The 15,137-nt window shown below is 69.6% G+C and carries 15 protein-coding genes; 13 read left to right on the top strand and 2 right to left on the bottom strand.

Going from position 1 to position 15,137, the window contains the following annotated elements; genetic code table 11:
* Positions 1 to 18 precede the first annotated feature (18 nt).
* The 10 genes from eccD to ACIP94_RS37310 all read left to right on the top strand — a co-directional run bounded on the left by eccD (position 19) and on the right by ACIP94_RS37310 (position 9,760).
* Positions 19 to 1,476 carry a type VII secretion integral membrane protein EccD gene (gene eccD, locus ACIP94_RS37355; protein ID WP_402436259.1) on the top strand — a complete coding sequence of 486 codons (1,458 nt, stop codon included), beginning with the start codon at positions 19 to 21 and terminating at the stop codon, positions 1,474 to 1,476.
* Positions 1,477 to 1,898: 422 nt separating this feature from the next.
* Positions 1,899 to 2,231, top strand: a complete 333-nt coding sequence (locus ACIP94_RS37350) for a type VII secretion target (protein ID WP_402436256.1) — start codon at positions 1,899 to 1,901, stop codon at positions 2,229 to 2,231.
* Entirely contained in the window at positions 2,228 to 3,361 is a 1,134-nt protein-coding gene (locus ACIP94_RS37345; RefSeq protein ID WP_402436253.1) for a WXG100 family type VII secretion target, read from the top strand. The genes ACIP94_RS37350 and ACIP94_RS37345 overlap by 4 nt, the downstream gene beginning before the upstream one ends.
* A gap of 14 nt (positions 3,362 to 3,375) precedes the next feature.
* Positions 3,376 to 3,606, top strand: coding sequence for a hypothetical protein (locus ACIP94_RS37340; protein ID WP_402436251.1), 231 nt, complete (start codon positions 3,376 to 3,378; stop codon positions 3,604 to 3,606).
* Positions 3,607 to 3,707: 101 nt separating this feature from the next.
* Positions 3,708 to 4,070: a hypothetical protein gene (locus ACIP94_RS37335; RefSeq protein WP_402436249.1), complete on the top strand. Its 363-nt coding sequence runs from the start codon at positions 3,708 to 3,710 to the stop codon at positions 4,068 to 4,070.
* Positions 4,071 to 4,302: 232 nt separating this feature from the next.
* Positions 4,303 to 4,590, top strand: coding sequence for a 30S ribosomal protein S15 (rpsO, locus tag ACIP94_RS37330; protein WP_031484852.1), 288 nt, complete (start codon positions 4,303 to 4,305; stop codon positions 4,588 to 4,590).
* A gap of 324 nt (positions 4,591 to 4,914) precedes the next feature.
* Complete coding sequence (locus ACIP94_RS37325) at positions 4,915 to 7,140, top strand: polyribonucleotide nucleotidyltransferase (protein WP_402436244.1); 2,226 nt, start codon at positions 4,915 to 4,917, stop codon at positions 7,138 to 7,140.
* A complete protein-coding gene (locus ACIP94_RS37320; RefSeq protein ID WP_402436241.1) occupies positions 7,137 to 8,516 on the top strand; it encodes a M16 family metallopeptidase in 1,380 nt (459 codons plus the stop codon). The genes ACIP94_RS37325 and ACIP94_RS37320 overlap by 4 nt, the downstream gene beginning before the upstream one ends.
* 26 nt (positions 8,517 to 8,542) lie before the next feature.
* Positions 8,543 to 9,295: a 4-hydroxy-tetrahydrodipicolinate reductase gene (gene dapB, locus ACIP94_RS37315; protein ID WP_402436238.1), complete on the top strand. Its 753-nt coding sequence runs from the start codon at positions 8,543 to 8,545 to the stop codon at positions 9,293 to 9,295.
* A 12-nt stretch (positions 9,296 to 9,307) separates the two neighbouring features.
* Positions 9,308 to 9,760 (top strand): hypothetical protein, encoded by a 453-nt coding sequence (locus tag ACIP94_RS37310; protein ID WP_402436234.1) that lies wholly within the window; start codon positions 9,308 to 9,310, stop codon positions 9,758 to 9,760.
* A gap of 182 nt (positions 9,761 to 9,942) precedes the next feature.
* Here the strand turns inward: ACIP94_RS37310 and ACIP94_RS37305 are convergent, their stop codons facing one another.
* Complete coding sequence (locus ACIP94_RS37305; protein WP_402436231.1) at positions 9,943 to 10,500, bottom strand: hypothetical protein; 558 nt, start codon at positions 10,498 to 10,500, stop codon at positions 9,943 to 9,945.
* Between the two features lie 120 nt (positions 10,501 to 10,620).
* Positions 10,621 to 10,857: a hypothetical protein gene (locus ACIP94_RS37300; protein WP_402436228.1), complete on the bottom strand. Its 237-nt coding sequence runs from the start codon at positions 10,855 to 10,857 to the stop codon at positions 10,621 to 10,623.
* 246 nt (positions 10,858 to 11,103) lie between these two features.
* On the opposite strand from ACIP94_RS37300, the gene thyX reads away from it, so the two are divergent.
* The 3 genes from thyX to ACIP94_RS37285 all read left to right on the top strand — a co-directional run bounded on the left by thyX (position 11,104) and on the right by ACIP94_RS37285 (position 14,768).
* On the top strand, positions 11,104 to 11,844 hold the full coding sequence (gene thyX, locus ACIP94_RS37295) for an FAD-dependent thymidylate synthase (RefSeq protein ID WP_402436225.1): 741 nt from the start codon (positions 11,104 to 11,106) through the stop codon (positions 11,842 to 11,844).
* 211 nt (positions 11,845 to 12,055) lie between these two features.
* Positions 12,056 to 12,955, top strand: a complete 900-nt coding sequence (gene dapA, locus ACIP94_RS37290; protein WP_402436222.1) for a 4-hydroxy-tetrahydrodipicolinate synthase — start codon at positions 12,056 to 12,058, stop codon at positions 12,953 to 12,955.
* 127 nt (positions 12,956 to 13,082) lie between these two features.
* A complete protein-coding gene (locus ACIP94_RS37285; protein ID WP_402436219.1) occupies positions 13,083 to 14,768 on the top strand; it encodes a ribonuclease J in 1,686 nt (561 codons plus the stop codon).
* Positions 14,769 to 15,137 lie beyond the last annotated feature (369 nt).

The raw sequence follows: 15,137 nt of genomic DNA, 5'->3' as shown, positions 1-15,137 counted from the left end.
AGCAGGGGGAACTACCAGGTGAGCACGGGGACTTCGACAGGTTTCTGCCGAATCACCATCGCAGCGCCGGACAGTCGTGTCGATGTGGCGCTGCCGGAGGACCTGCCGATCCAGGACCTCTTTCCCGAGATCGTCAGGCTCTCGGGCCTGGTCCAGCCGGATACCAGCCCCGCCGGCTACCACCTCGTGAGCCGCGAGGGGCAAGTGCTCGACGCCAGCCGGTCGTTGCTGGAGCACCGGGTCAAGGACGGCGAAGTGCTGCTGCTGCGCACCTTCGCCGATTCGCTGCCGCCGGCCGTGCACGACGACGTGGTGGACGCGATCGCCGCCGCGGTCAAGCAGGACCTCCGCAGCTGGAACGACAACCTGATGCGGGTCGCCGGGTTGGTCTCCGGTGCACTGCTGCTGATCATGCTCGGCTTCGTCTTCTGGTTCGCGGATCCGATACGGCACGACATGCACGGCCTCCAGGGCATCCTCGCCGGTGTGGTCGCCCTCGCCCTGACGGCGCTCGCCGGTGTGCGGGCCCGGGTGTACGACGACCGCGGTTCCGCCGTCGCGCTCGGTGTCTCGGCCCTGCCGCACGCGCTCATCGCTGGCTCCGGCGTCATCCCCCAGCACGCGGGTGAGGGCCCCGGAAGGATCCAGTTCCTCGTCGGCTGTGTGGCGGTGCTGCTCTTCTCCATCGTGCTGATCATGCTGCTGCCGCAGGGGGACGCCCCCTTCGTCGCCGCCGCGCTGGCCGCCGCGATCGGCACGCTGGCCGTGTTCTGCGGGGTGCTCACCGACGCGAAGCCCCGGGAGATCGCCGCGGGCACCGCGGTCGTCGCGCTGGCCGTCGTCGGCTTCCTGCCCGGCTGGTCGGCCCGCTTCGCCAAGCTGCCGATCGGTTTCCGCAATCCGGAGGACCTGGCCAGGGCCCGTCGCGAGGGCCGGGAGGGCGACCTGGAGGCGGTCGACGTCCAGCGCATCGTCGCCCAGACCAGCCGGGGCCACGAACTGCTGCTCGGCCTCGTCGGCGGCTGCGCCGCCGTCATCATCGGCGCGGGCGGCGCGGTGCTCGGCTTCAGCGACAGCGGCTGGGCCCAGCTCCTCGCCCTGTGCACCGGCCTCGCCGCGATGCTGCGGGCCCGTCTGTTCCGCTACACCGCCCAGGTGACGTGCCTGTTCGTGGCCGGTGTCGTCACACTCGGCCTGCTGGTGCTCGGCCTGGCGATCTCGCCCCCGACCGACATTCTCGTCGAGCTGGCGCAGGGCAACACCGGTCCCGTCGACGTACGGACCCTGTGGCTCGGTGCCTCGGTCGCGGCCGGCGTGCTGCTGCTGATCTCGATCGCCCTCATCGTGCCGCAGAAGGGGCTCTCCCCCTTCTGGGGCCGCATGCTGGACCTCGCGGACTCCCTGGTGCTGCTCTCCCTGGTCCCGGTCTGCCTGGCCGTTCTCGATGTCTACGGCAAGGTGCGCGGCGGGGTCTGACGACCGCTCGGCGGGCGGCGTTACCACCCGCCCGGGAGGGACAGCCGGCGCTTCCGTACGCCGGTCGGGCCTCTCGGCATCCGCCGCGGGTGCGGTGGATCCCGGGCATGAGGCCCTGAAGGGGGCGGTTCCCACTCCGGGGGGCCGTCCCCTTTGCCGTACGTACGGAGTGTCACTGGTTGCCGTACGTGCGGGGTGTCACTGGTTGCCGTACGTGCGGGGTGTCACTGGTTGCCGTACGTACGGAGTGTCAGTGGTCGCCGTACGTACGGAGTGTCACTTGTCGCCGTACGTGCGGAGTCTCCCCGGGGGACGGGCAAAAGTCGCGCCAGCGTGGCGTCGTGAACGCGTAAACGTCCTCCTTCGCACATCACCCTCGCGGGTACGTTCGTTGATCACGTACTCGACAACGGGGGAGTGGGATGAGCCAGTTCGGCGTCGATCCCGACACGCTGAGAGACCTTGCGGGCAAGTTCGACAGGGAAGCGAAAGGGCTGGCCGGCCCGATCGAGACCTTCGCGGCGACCGCGTCCGAGGTCGGGGAGGCCTTCGGTCTGCTCGGCGCCTGCGACGGCGCGGCGGAGAAGTACCAGAAGTTGCTGGCCGGCACCATCAAGGCGCTGGGGCAGCTCCCCGGAGTGCTCGGCAGCGACGGCGACCGGCTGCGCGTCAACGCCGCCAACTACCAACAGGCCGACCAGGCCGCCATCGGCCACCTCGACGCCGCGACCCGGCGGGCGGGTGGTCCGGCGTGAGCGTCAACGGCTGGATCGACGGCAAGGTGCTGGAGATCCTCGAGGCGTGCGGGGTGGAGCTGCCGGGCGGGGACGGCGAGACGCTCCGCTCGATCGCCCGTGCCTGGGACGCCATGGGTACCGAGCTGACCGATGTCGTACACGCCCTCGATGTCGCGATCGCGGGGGTCGATCGTCAGGGCTGGCATGGCGACGCCCGCGACGCCTTCGAGAAACACTGGCAGGAGCAGAGGCGGGTCATCACCGACGTCGCGCACAACTTCCACCAGGTGGCCGACGGGCTGCGGGCGTACGCCGACGAGATCGACAAGATCAACGAAGAGATCATCGACATCTGCGTCGAGATCGCCGAGATGGAGGTGGCCGGCGCTGCGCTGTCCTTCTTCACCGGCTTCCTCTCCGACCTGGTCGCGAACACCGCCGTGGCCGCCCGGATCGCCAGGATCGTCGACCTGGTGAAGCTCTTCACCTCGGCCGCCGAGAAGGTGGCGGCCCTGCTGGAGCGATTCGCCGCGCTCACCGAGGAAGGGGCGGCGACGCTGGCCAGGGTCCTCACCAAGGTGGCTCGGTTCAGCGCGAAGTTCCTCACCAAGGGCGGCGAGAGCCTGGTCACGAACTTCGTCGCCGACTCCGGCAGCATGATGCTCAACCAGGCCGTGCACGGTCAGCCCGTGACCGTCGGGGACGACCTCGCCGGCGGCGCTTGGGCCGCCGGCGGGACGGCCGCGTTCACCGGGGGCGGCGCGGCGCTGGCGGGCACGGCGGAGCTGACCGGCGTGGCGGGCAATATCCTCAGGGGCGACGGTCTGCTGGGCACCACGGTCAACGGTGCGGTGGGCAACGTCGCAGGTGGCCTCACGGCCGACATCGCCAACGACCAGGACGGCTCGACGATGGGCCAGGACGCGCTCACGAACGCTGCGACCGGTGCTTTCGGCAACGCCCAGAACCACGGCGTCAACCACGCCCTGGAGCAGCATGGAAGCCTTGGCGGCGAAAACCTCAGCGACCGGGGCAAGCTTGCCGACAACGCCTTCAGGAACACCGTGGGCACCACCCTGAACACGGGCGTCTACGCCGCCGGTTCGGGCATCGAGTCGGACATCCAGGACCTGGCCGAGGACGAGTGAGAGCTGTCGACGACATGAGACTTGCGGCGACCTGGACCCCGAACCCGGACCACCCGGCCACCTGGGGCGGCTTCTTCCTGGCGCTTCTCGGGATCGCCGGGTGCCTGATCGTCGTCGCCGGGGTCGCTGTGACCCTCGCCCTCTGGCGCGCTCAGGGCCGCAGGAAGTGGGGCAACTACGTCATCGGACCGGTGATCCTCGTCGTCGGCCTCGCCACCACGGGCTTCGCCTTCCGGCTGTGGTGACCCTCCGAGCCGGGCGGGTGGCCGAGCGCCGGCCAGGAGACCGCCGGCATGATCGCGGTTATTGTCGGCGCGACCCACGGCTCCGCTTCTACGCTGCCTCCATGACCTCGACCGACCACGAAGACGTCGACACCAGCGGCGAAGAAGCCGATGTCGACCAGACCGGGCTCACAGGGGAGACCGAGGAGCCCGATCAGCGGCGCCGGCCATGGAGCCCACGGCAGGCACGCCGTATACGCATCGCCGTGGCCGGGACGATCATGGCCGCGATCGCCGTCACCCTCGTCCTGGGGCTGCGCGAACAACCCTCGCTCCTGACCGTCGGTGTCTACGGCGCGGCCCTCGTCCTGTGCGGCGTGGTCGTCGAGCTCAGCCGCCGTGGCCGGACCCGCATCGGCACCTGGCTGCTGGGGACCGGGCTCGTCGCCTGTGCCGTCGCCGACCAGCTCCTGCGGGCGCTCTGAGGCCCGCCCGCCCCTCCCCACCCGCGCCGTACCTGGGCCGGGGCACCGATGCCAGGCTGGTACTGTGGTCACGACCGTGTGTGTACGCACCTTCGGCCCAGGCGAGAGCGGTTGTGCGCCCAGGGTCCGGAGGCCGCGCCCAGCGGATCCCCGCCTCCCGAGTCACGGAAGCTCCCCTGAGACGAAGACCAGGGGCACTCGGAGGCACTGATGAAGACTACGAGGAGTACGCGTGTCGCTCGACGCCGCTACGAAGAAGCAGATCATGGCCGAGTTCGGTACCAAGGAGGGCGACACCGGCTCCCCCGAGGTCCAGGTCGCGCTGCTGTCCCGCCGCATCTCGGACCTGACCGAGCACCTCAAGACCCACAAGCACGACCACCACTCCCGCCGTGGTCTGCTGATCCTGGTCGGCCAGCGCCGCCGTCTGCTGCAGTACCTGGCCAAGAAGGACATCCAGCGCTTCCGTGCGCTGGTCGACCGCCTCGGCATCCGCCGTGGTGCGGCGGGCGCCAAGTAAGACGCCGTGAAGGGAGCGGTTCCCAAACGAAGGGGACCGCTCCCTTTGCTGTACGTGCGGACTGTCACCGCCACTTTGTAGTGTGGTAGCAGAACGCACGACGTACGACACCGTGCGAGGAGCGTCCGGAGCCCCGGCCGCAGCCCCGCACACCGAACGAGGAGAAGCGCACCTCGCCGCCGCCGGTCCTCGGTAGTGGCCCCCGGGGGGAAGCGAGCCCCGGGTGCTTCGATCGAAGACCGGCCCGCACCGGATGGCGCGCTTCTCCGCCACCGTCCCCCTGCCACACGGGCAGCGAGGGACGAAGACGAGGAGAAAACGCTAGTGGAGAACGAGACCCACTACGCCGAGGCCGTCATCGACAACGGCTCCTTCGGCACCCGTACGATCCGCTTCGAGACGGGCCGCCTGGCCAAGCAGGCCGCCGGCTCCGCCGTGGCGTACCTGGACGACGACACGATGGTCCTGTCGGCCACCACCGCGTCCAAGAGCCCCAAGGACCAGCTCGACTTCTTCCCGCTGACGGTCGACGTCGAGGAGCGGATGTACGCGGCCGGGAAGATCCCCGGTTCCTTCTTCCGCCGTGAGGGCCGTCCCTCCGAGGACGCCATCCTCACCTGCCGGCTCATCGACCGCCCGCTGCGCCCGTCCTTCAAGAAGGGCCTGCGCAACGAGATCCAGGTCGTCGCCACCGTCATGGCCCTCAACCCCGACCACCTGTACGACGTCGTGGCGATCAACGCCGCGTCCGCGTCCACGCAGCTGGCCGGTCTGCCCTTCTCCGGCCCGATCGGCGGCGTCCGCGTCGCGCTGATCAACGGCCAGTGGGTCGCCTTCCCGACGCACACCGAGCTCGAGGACGCCGTCTTCGACATGGTCGTCGCGGGCCGCGTCCTGGAGGACGGCGACGTCGCGATCATGATGGTCGAGGCCGAGGCCACCGACAAGACCATCCAGCTGGTCAAGGGCGGGGCCGAGGCCCCGACCGAGGAGGTCGTCGCCGCCGGTCTGGAGGCCGCTAAGCCCTTCATCAAGGTGCTGTGCAAGGCCCAGGCGGACCTCGCCACGAAGGCCGCCAAGCCGACCGCCGAGTTCCCGATCTTCCTCGACTACCAGGACGACGTCCTGGAGGCGCTGACCGCCGCCGTCCGCCCCGAGCTGGCCCAGGCGCTCACCATCGCCGGCAAGCAGGAGCGCGAGAGCGAGCTGGACCGCGTCAAGCAGCTCGCCGCCGAGAAGCTCCTGCCGGAGTTCGAGGGCCGCGAGAAGGAGATCTCCGCGGCGTACCGCTCGCTGACCAAGACCCTGGTCCGCGAGCGCGTCATCAAGGAGAAGAAGCGCATCGACGGCCGCGGTGTCACCGACATCCGCACCCTGGCCGCCGAGGTCGAGGCCATCCCGCGGGTGCACGGCTCGGCCCTGTTCGAGCGCGGCGAGACCCAGATCCTGGGCGTCACCACGCTGAACATGCTGCGCATGGAGCAGCAGCTCGACACCCTCTCCCCGGTGACGCGCAAGCGCTACATGCACAACTACAACTTCCCGCCGTACTCCACCGGCGAGACCGGCCGAGTCGGCTCCCCCAAGCGCCGCGAGATCGGCCACGGTGCCCTCGCCGAGCGCGCCCTGGTCCCGGTCCTGCCCGCGCGCGAGGAGTTCCCCTACGCGATCCGTCAGGTGTCCGAGGCCCTCGGCTCCAACGGCTCGACGTCCATGGGCTCGGTGTGCGCCTCCACCATGTCGCTGCTGAACGCCGGTGTGCCGCTGAAGGCCCCGGTCGCCGGTATCGCCATGGGTCTGATCTCCCAGGAGATCGACGGCGAGACGCACTACGTGACGCTGACCGACATCCTCGGCGCCGAGGACGCCTTCGGCGACATGGACTTCAAGGTCGCCGGCACCAAGGAGTTCGTGACCGCCCTCCAGCTCGACACCAAGCTGGACGGCATCCCGGCCTCGGTCCTGGCCGCGGCCCTCAAGCAGGCCCGCGACGCCCGTCTCCACATCCTCGACGTGATGATGGAGGCCATCGACCGGCCCGACGAGATGTCCCCGCACGCCCCGCGGATCATCACCGTCAAGATCCCGGTCGACAAGATCGGTGAGGTCATCGGCCCCAAGGGCAAGATGATCAACCAGATCCAGGAGGACACCGGCGCCGAGATCACGATCGAGGACGACGGCACGATCTACATCGGTGCCGCCGACGGCCCGTCCGCCGAGGCCGCCCGCGCCACGATCAACAGCATCGCCAACCCGACCATGCCGGAGGTCGGCGAGCGCTACCTGGGCACGGTCGTGAAGACGACCACCTTCGGCGCGTTCGTCTCGCTGCTCCCGGGCAAGGACGGTCTGCTGCACATCTCGCAGGTCCGCAAGCTCGCCGGCGGCAAGCGCGTGGAGAACGTCGAGGACGTGGTGGCCGTGGGCCAGAAGGTCCAGGTCGAGATCGCCGAGATCGACTCCCGCGGCAAGCTCTCCCTCATCCCCGTGATCGAGGGCGAGGAAGCGGAAGCGGGCGACGACGCGAAGGACGACACCGACAAGTGACGTCCCGTAGCTTCAAGGCGACGGCCCGCACCTCCTCGGAGGCGCGGGCCGTCGCCCGTACCCAAACCCTGATCAAGGGGGTGAACGGCATCGGCACTGTCCGTAAGACCACCCTTCCGGGCGGACTGCGTGTCGTCACCGAGACCCTCCCCTCGGTGCGCTCCGCCACGTTCGGCATCTGGGCGCATGTCGGTTCGCGCGACGAGACGCCGGCCCTGAACGGCGCCACGCACTACCTCGAGCACCTGCTCTTCAAGGGCACGGAACGGCGCAGCGCGCTGGACATCTCGGCCGCGATCGACGCGGTCGGCGGCGAGATGAACGCGTTCACGGCGAAGGAGTACACGTGCTACTACGCGCGCGTGCTCGACACCGACCTGCCGCTGGCGATCGACGTGGTCTGCGACATGCTCACCGGCTCGCTGATCCGCGAGGAGGACGTCGACATCGAGCGCGGCGCGATCCTCGAGGAGATCGCGATGACGGAGGACGACCCGGGCGACTGTGTGCACGACCTCTTCGCGCACACGATGCTCGGCGACACCCCGCTCGGCCGCCCGGTCCTCGGCACGGTCGACACGGTCAACGCCCTGACCGCGGACCGGATCCGCCGCTTCTACCGCAAGCACTACGACCCCACCCACCTGGTGGTCGCGTGCGCCGGCAACGTCGACCACGCCAAGGTCGTACGCCAGGTGCGGGCCGCCTTCGAGAAGGCCGGCGCGCTCACCCGGTCCGACGCCGAGCCCCTCGGACCGCGTGACGGCCGCCGCGCCATCCGCACCACCGGCCGGGTCGAGCTGCTGTCCCGCAAGACCGAGCAGGCGCATGTCGTCCTCGGCATGCCGGGCCTGGCCCGCACCGACGAGCGTCGCTGGGCCCTCGGGGTGCTGAACACGGCGCTCGGCGGCGGGATGTCCTCCCGGCTGTTCCAGGAGGTCCGCGAGAAGCGGGGCCTCGCCTACAGCGTGTACTCGTACACCTCCGGCTTCGCCGACTGCGGCCTGTTCGGCGTCTACGCCGGCTGCCGCCCCAGCCAGGTGCACGACGTCCTCAAGATCTGCCGTGACGAGCTGGACCATGTGGCGGAGCACGGCCTGTCCGACGACGAGATCGCCCGTGCCATCGGTCAGCTGCGCGGTTCCACGGTCCTCGGGCTGGAGGACACGGGCGCGCTGATGAACCGTATCGGCAAGAGCGAGCTGTGCTGGGGCGACCAGATGTCCGTCGACGACATGCTGGGCCGGATAGCCGAGGTCACCCCGGACGACGTCCGGTCCGTGGCCCGGGACGTGCTCGGGCAGCGGCCCTCGCTGTCGGTCATCGGCCCGCTGAAGGACAAGCAGGCGTCCCGTCTGCACGATGCGGTCGCGTAATCCCCTCCGGTAAGGAAGCAAGAGAGATGAGCAAGCTGCGCGTGGCGGTCCTGGGCGCCAAGGGCCGGATCGGTGCTGAGGCGGTACGGGCCGTCGACGCCGCCGAGGACATGGAACTGGTGGCGGCACTCGGCCGGGGCGACCAGCTGGAGACCCTCGTCGACACGGGGGCCCAGGTGGCGGTGGAGCTGACCACGCCGGCCTCGGTGATGGACAATCTCGACTTCTGTGTACGGCACGGCATCCACGCCGTGGTGGGCACGACGGGCTGGACCGACGAGCGCCTCGCGCAGCTGAGGGACCGGCTCGCCCAGTCGCCGGAGACGGGCGTCCTCATCGCCCCGAACTTCTCCATCGGCGCCGTGCTGACCATGAAGTTCGCCGAGGTGGCCGCCCCGTACTTCGAGTCCGTCGAGGTCGTCGAGCTGCACCATCCGAACAAGGTGGACGCCCCCAGCGGCACCGCCACGCGCACCGCTCAGCTCATCGCCGCCGCCCGGGAGAAGGCGGGTAGCGCCCCGCAGCCGGACGCCACGGTGACGGCTCTGGACGGCGCCCGCGGGGCGAACGTGGACGGGGTGCCGGTGCACGCGGTCCGGCTGCGCGGTCTGCTCGCCCACCAGGAGGTGCTGCTCGGCGGCGAGGGCGAGACCCTCACCATCCGCCATGACTCGCTGCACCACAGCAGCTTCATGCCGGGCATCCTGCTCGGTGTCCGCCGCGTCGTGACCACTCCGGGCCTCACCTTCGGCCTGGAGCACTTCCTCGACCTGAAGTAGAAGCGGCCGTCCATGCGCGCGAAGCTCACCTACGCCGTCACGGCCGCCGTCCTGGTCGTCTACCTCGTCCTCGTCGGCAGCCGTGGAGTGCTGCTGATCCAGGCGGGCACCGCGGTCACCGTCCCCTTCGGCATCGCGGTGCTGATCCTGCCGGTCATCGGCGTGTGGTTCCTGTGGAAGAACACCCAGTTCGTCCGCAAGGCCAACCGGCTCGCCGCCGAGCTGGACGCCGAGGGCGGTCTGCCGGTCGACGAACTCAGGCGCACTCCCGGCGGCCGGATCGACCGCGACTCCGCCGACGAGGTCTTCGCCCGGCGCAGGGCGGAGACGGAGGCGGCCCCGGACGACTGGCGCAGCTGGTTCCGGCTGGCCGTCGCCTACCACGACGCCCGCGACACGCCCCGGGCCCGCAAGGCGATGCAGCGGGCGATCGCCCTGCACGAGGGCAGGCCGGTCACGCGCTGACGACCGCCGTCGCCGCCCGGCGACAGGCCGCGCCCGCCCCGGCCCGACGACCGGCCGTCGGGGAAGTGTGGCCGGCACGGACGACCAAGGGGCCGTCCCGCGTCAGCGGGCGGCCCCTCTTCGTCTTTGTCGTCGCACGGCAGGCCCTGCGTCGGGACGCCCACGGACGGGCTCCTGGCGGGTCAGACCCGGCCGTACTCCGCTGCCCACGCCTCGACCGTGTCCGCCGCCCGGTCGAAGGCCTGCGGGCGCGCCAGGAAGTCGGCGCCGTGCGTGGTCAGCAGCGGCGGCAGCTCGCCGGCCGGACGATCCTTGCGTACGAGGACCAGCGCCTGTCCCTGCACCGTGCGCGGAAGCCCGAGCCAGCGCACCGGCTGCTGGGCCGTCCGCACCGAGACGACCCGCTCCCAGGGTGTCGTACGCGTGGCGAAGAAGCCCACCCGGCGCAGCCCTCGAGCGCTCACCCAGACGCCCATGCGCAGCAGCCGCAGGGCCCCGGCGATGACGACCAGCGCGATGGCGAAGACCGTGACGGCGCCCGACAGTGTGCCCGTGAGCGCGATGACGACGGCCGCGAAGAGCACATACGAGGCCAGGAGCAGCAGAAGCGCGGCCACTCCCACCCGCCAGGGGCCGGGGCGGTAGGGGCGCCGCCAGCGGTCGCGGTCGTCATACGGCAGCGGGGTGTCGTCCGCTGCCTGCTCGAAAGCACGGTCGGCCGTCAGAAAGGGCAGGGGCACGGCTGATCCTCACTCGCTCATGGGGCTGTGCCCGGTGAGGCTATCGAGCCGTGTCCTGGCTCACCACCCTCGGGGGGCCGAGGGGGTGCACCTGTGCGCCAGTCGGACGGCAGAGGCGTCTCAGCGTCCGTCGGAGGCCTCGGAGTGCTGCGTAGCCGCGGGCGACTGGTGCGACATCGACGGCATGCCTATGACCAGGGCGCCCACGAGCCCGGCCACGATGGTGAGCCCCATCAGCCAGCGCCCGGCCATCTGGCCGACCGAGGCACGCTCACGGGGCGGGCGCGTGACATTGCTGCGGAAGGAGTCGGCCTCGGCGAGGAAGGCGAACGGTACGGGCTCGCGCCGACGGAACATGGGGAGCGCATCTCCTCTGGTGGCTCGAAGGGACCGGGATTCCCGGGGCTGGTGGAGGACCGGGTGACCCGAACGGGGCGACGTCACTCATATAGACGCGCGAAACCGGCGGAAGGTGCCCTGTTTCGCCGATTTCGCCGAACTTCGCCGGCGAATGTCGTGAACCCGCACCGAACGCCCCGTTGTCGGTGCCGGGCCGTAGAGTGGGCGCCGCCCGAGCCTGTGATGGGAAGGATCCTCTACGCCGTGACCGACACCCCCGCCGACGACCTCAAGCCCAGCTTCCGCAGCGACGTCACCGTCGAGCTGGTCAAGCACAGCGCGGCCGACTCCGACGTGCTGTGGGCCGCCCGTGTCTCCACCGCCGGCGAGCAGTCGCTCGAGGAGCTGAGGAAGGACCCGGAGCGCTCCAAGGGGCTGATCAACTACCTGATGCGGGACCGGCACGGCAGCCCCTTCGAGCACAACTCGATGACGTTCTTCATCAGCGCCCCGATCTTCGTCTTCCGCGAGTTCATGCGGCACCGCGTGGGCTGGTCGTACAACGAGGAGAGCGGGCGCTACCGCGAGCTCCAGCCGGTCTTCTACGTCCCCGACGAGTCCCGCAAGCTCGTCCAGGAGGGCCGTCCCGGGCAGTACCGGTTCGTGGAGGGCACCCGGGCGCAGCAGGAGCTGGTGGGCCGAGTCATGGAGGACACGTACGCGCAGGCGTACGAGGCGTACCAGGAGATGCTCGCCGCCGGTGTCGCCCGGGAGGTCGCCCGTTCGGTCCTTCCCGTCGGCCTGTTCTCGTCGATGTACGCGACCTGCAACGCTCGCTCGCTCATGCACTTCCTCGGCCTGCGCACCCAGCACGAACTGGCCAAGGTGCCCTCGTTCCCGCAGCGGGAGATCGAGATGGTCGGCGAGAGGATGGAGGCGGAGTGGGCCAAGCTCATGCCTCTCACCCACGGCGCCTTCAATGCCAATGGTCGCGTGGCGCCGTAACCCCGCGCGTGCTCATGGGCCCGGTACAGATGTGCGGTCAGTCGAGCGAAGTGTCCGTATTGCGGCATTTCGAGAAGTTCATCTAGCCTGATCAAACGGACCCGGCACTGCTTGAACCCCCGAGCAGGCAGTGCCGGGTTCCACCTTTGTCCGGACTTTCCCCGCACCCCGAGGGCAGACCTCGCCGTGAGCAGCGAGTAGCGTGTACGCCATGGCTCCGACCTCCACTCCGCAGATCCCCTTCGGGCGGATCCTCACCGCCATGGTCACGCCGTTCACGGCGGACGGCGCACTCGACCTCGACGGCGCGCAGCGGCTCGCCGCCCACCTGGTGGACGCAGGCAACGACGGCCTGATCATCAACGGCACCACCGGCGAGTCGCCCACCACCAGCGATGCGGAGAAATCGGACCTGGTGCGGGCCGTCCTGGAGGCGGTCGGCGACCGCGCCCACATCGTCGCCGGTGTCGGCACGAACGACACCCACCACAGCATCGAGCTGGCGCGCGCGGCGCAGAAGGCCGGCGCACACGGACTGCTCACCGTGACGCCGTACTACAACAAGCCCCCGCAGGAGGGCCTGTACCGGCACTTCAAGGCCATCGCCGACGCCACCGAGCTGCCGGTCATGCTCTACGACATCCCGGGCCGCAGCGGTGTCCCGATCACCACGGAGACCCTCGTCCGCCTCGCCGAGCACCCGCGGATCGTCGCCAACAAGGACGCCAAGGGCGACCTCGGCCGCGCCAGCTGGGCCATCGCCCAGTCCGGCCTCGCGTGGTACTCCGGCGACGACATGCTCAACCTGCCCCTGCTCTCGGTGGGCGCGGTGGGCTTCGTCTCGGTGGTCGGCCATGTCGTCACCCCGGAGCTGAGGGCGATGGCCGAGGCCTACGGCAGCGGTGACGTCCAGAAGGCACTGGAGATCCACCAGAAGCTGCTCCCGGTCTTCACCGGCATGTTCCGCACCCAGGGCGTGATGACCACCAAGGCGGCGCTCGCGCTTCAGGGCCTGCCCGCCGGACCGCTGCGCGCGCCCATGGTCGAGCTCTCGCCCGAGGAGACCGCCCAGCTCAAGATCGATCTTGCTGCCGGCGGGGTAGAGCTCTGACACGGACTTCACAACTGAATAGGCAGGACCCAGGAGCCTGCACCCCACACAACAACTGCTTTTGCACGAACGTCACGCGCGCCACGTGCCCCTACAGGTACGTGGCGTGCGTGGTGAGGAGAGTCTTTTGAGTCATCCGCATCCTGAACTCGGCCCTCCGCCGAAGCTCCCGGAAGGTGGCCTCCGGGTCACCCCGCTCGGTGGCCTCGGGGAAATCGGCCGGAACATGACCGTCTTCGAGTACGGCGGCCGCTTGCTGATCGTCGACTGCGGAGTGCTTTTCCCCGAGGAGGAGCAGCCCGGAATCGACCTGATCCTGCCGGACTTCTCGTCCATCCGCGATCGCCTCGATGACGTGGAGGGCATCGTCCTCACCCACGGGCACGAGGACCACATCGGCGGCGTCCCGTACCTGCTGCGCGAGAAGCCCGACATCCCGTTGATCGGCTCCAAGCTGACCCTCGCCCTGATCGAGGCGAAGCTCCAGGAGCACCGCATCCGCCCGTACACGCTCGAGGTGGCGGAGGGCCAGCGGGAGCGGGTCGGCCCCTTCGACTGCGAGTTCATCGCGGTCAACCACTCCATCCCGGACGCCCTCGCGGTCGCGATCCGGACCCCGGCCGGCATGGTCGTCCACACCGGCGACTTCAAGATGGACCAGCTGCCGCTGGACAACCGTCTGACCGACCTCCACGCGTTCGCGCGGCTGAGCGAGGAAGGCATCGACCTTCTCCTCGCCGACTCCACCAACGCCGAGGTTCCCGGGTTCACCCCGCACGAGCGCGACATCTCCAATGTCCTGCGCCAGGTCTTCGCGGGCGCCCGCAAGCGGATTATCGTGGCGAGTTTCGCCAGCCACGTCCATCGCATTCAGCAGATCCTGGACGCCGCGCACGAGTACGGCCGCCGGGTCGCCTTCGTGGGCCGCTCCATGGTCCGCAACATGGGCATCGCGCGGGACCTCGGCTACCTCAAGGTGCCGCCCGGCCTGGTGGTGGACGTCAAGACACTGGACGACCTGCCGGACGACGAGGTCGTGCTGGTGTGCACGGGCTCGCAGGGCGAGCCGATGGCCGCGCTGTCGCGTATGGCGAACCGCGACCATCAGATCCGCATCGTCCAGGGCGACACGGTGATCCTCGCCTCGTCGCTGATCCCCGGCAACGAGAACGCGGTGTACCGCGTGATCAACGGACTGACCCGCTGGGGCGCCAACGTCGTGCACAAGGGGAACGCGAAGGTGCACGTCTCGGGCCACGCGTCCGCGGGCGAGCTGCTGTACTTCTACAACATCTGCCGCCCGAAGAACCTGATGCCGGTCCACGGCGAGTGGCGCCATCTGCGGGCGAACGCCGAACTGGGCGCGCTCACGGGTGTCCCGCACGACCGGATCGTCATCGCCGAGGACGGCATCGCCGTCGACCTCGTCGAGGGCAAGGCGAGGATCTCGGGCAAGGTCCAGGCCGGATACGTGTACGTCGACGGCCTCTCGGTCGGCGACGTCGGGGAGCCGGCGCTCAAGGACCGCAAGATCCTCGGCGACGAGGGCATCATCTCGGTCTTCGTCGTCGTAGACGCCTCGACGGGCAAGATCACTGGTGGCCCCCATGTGCAGGCCCGCGGCTCGGGCATCGAGGACTCCGCCTTCGGCGATGTGCTTCCGAAGATCACGGAGGCGCTGGAGCGCTCCGCCCAGGACGGCGTCGTCGAGCCACACCAGCTCCAACAGCTGATCCGGCGGACCCTGGGCAAGTGGGTCTCGGACTCCTACCGGCGTCGGCCGATGATCCTGCCCGTGGTGGTTGAGGTCTGACGCCTGGTCAAGTCCTCATGCAGGTGAACCGGGAGCGGGGCCCCTCGATTTGCATCGAGGGGCCCCGCTCCAGTACGTTTACGGCTCCGCCAGCGGGGGAACCCGGCGCCACCGAGCGTCAGGGACCACCCCGGCAGGGTGGAAATTCCGACTCAGAGTCTCTGATAAAGTCGGAGCCGCCGGAAAGGGAAACGCGGGAGCGGGAACCTGGAAAGCGCCGAGGAAATCGGATCGAGAAAAGATCTGATAGAGTCGGAAACACCGAAGGGAAGCACCCGGAGGAAAGCCTGAGAGAGTCTCTCGGGTGAGTACGAAGGAAGCGTCCGTTCCTTGAGAACTCAACAGCGTGCCAAAAGTCAACGCCAGATA

The sequence above is a fragment of the Streptomyces sp. NPDC093261 genome (genome assembly GCF_044753645.1).
Classification (GTDB): domain Bacteria; phylum Actinomycetota; class Actinomycetes; order Streptomycetales; family Streptomycetaceae; genus Streptomyces.
The sequence above is the reverse complement of the archived record's forward strand: the minus strand, read 5'-3'. Positions and strand labels throughout refer to the sequence as shown.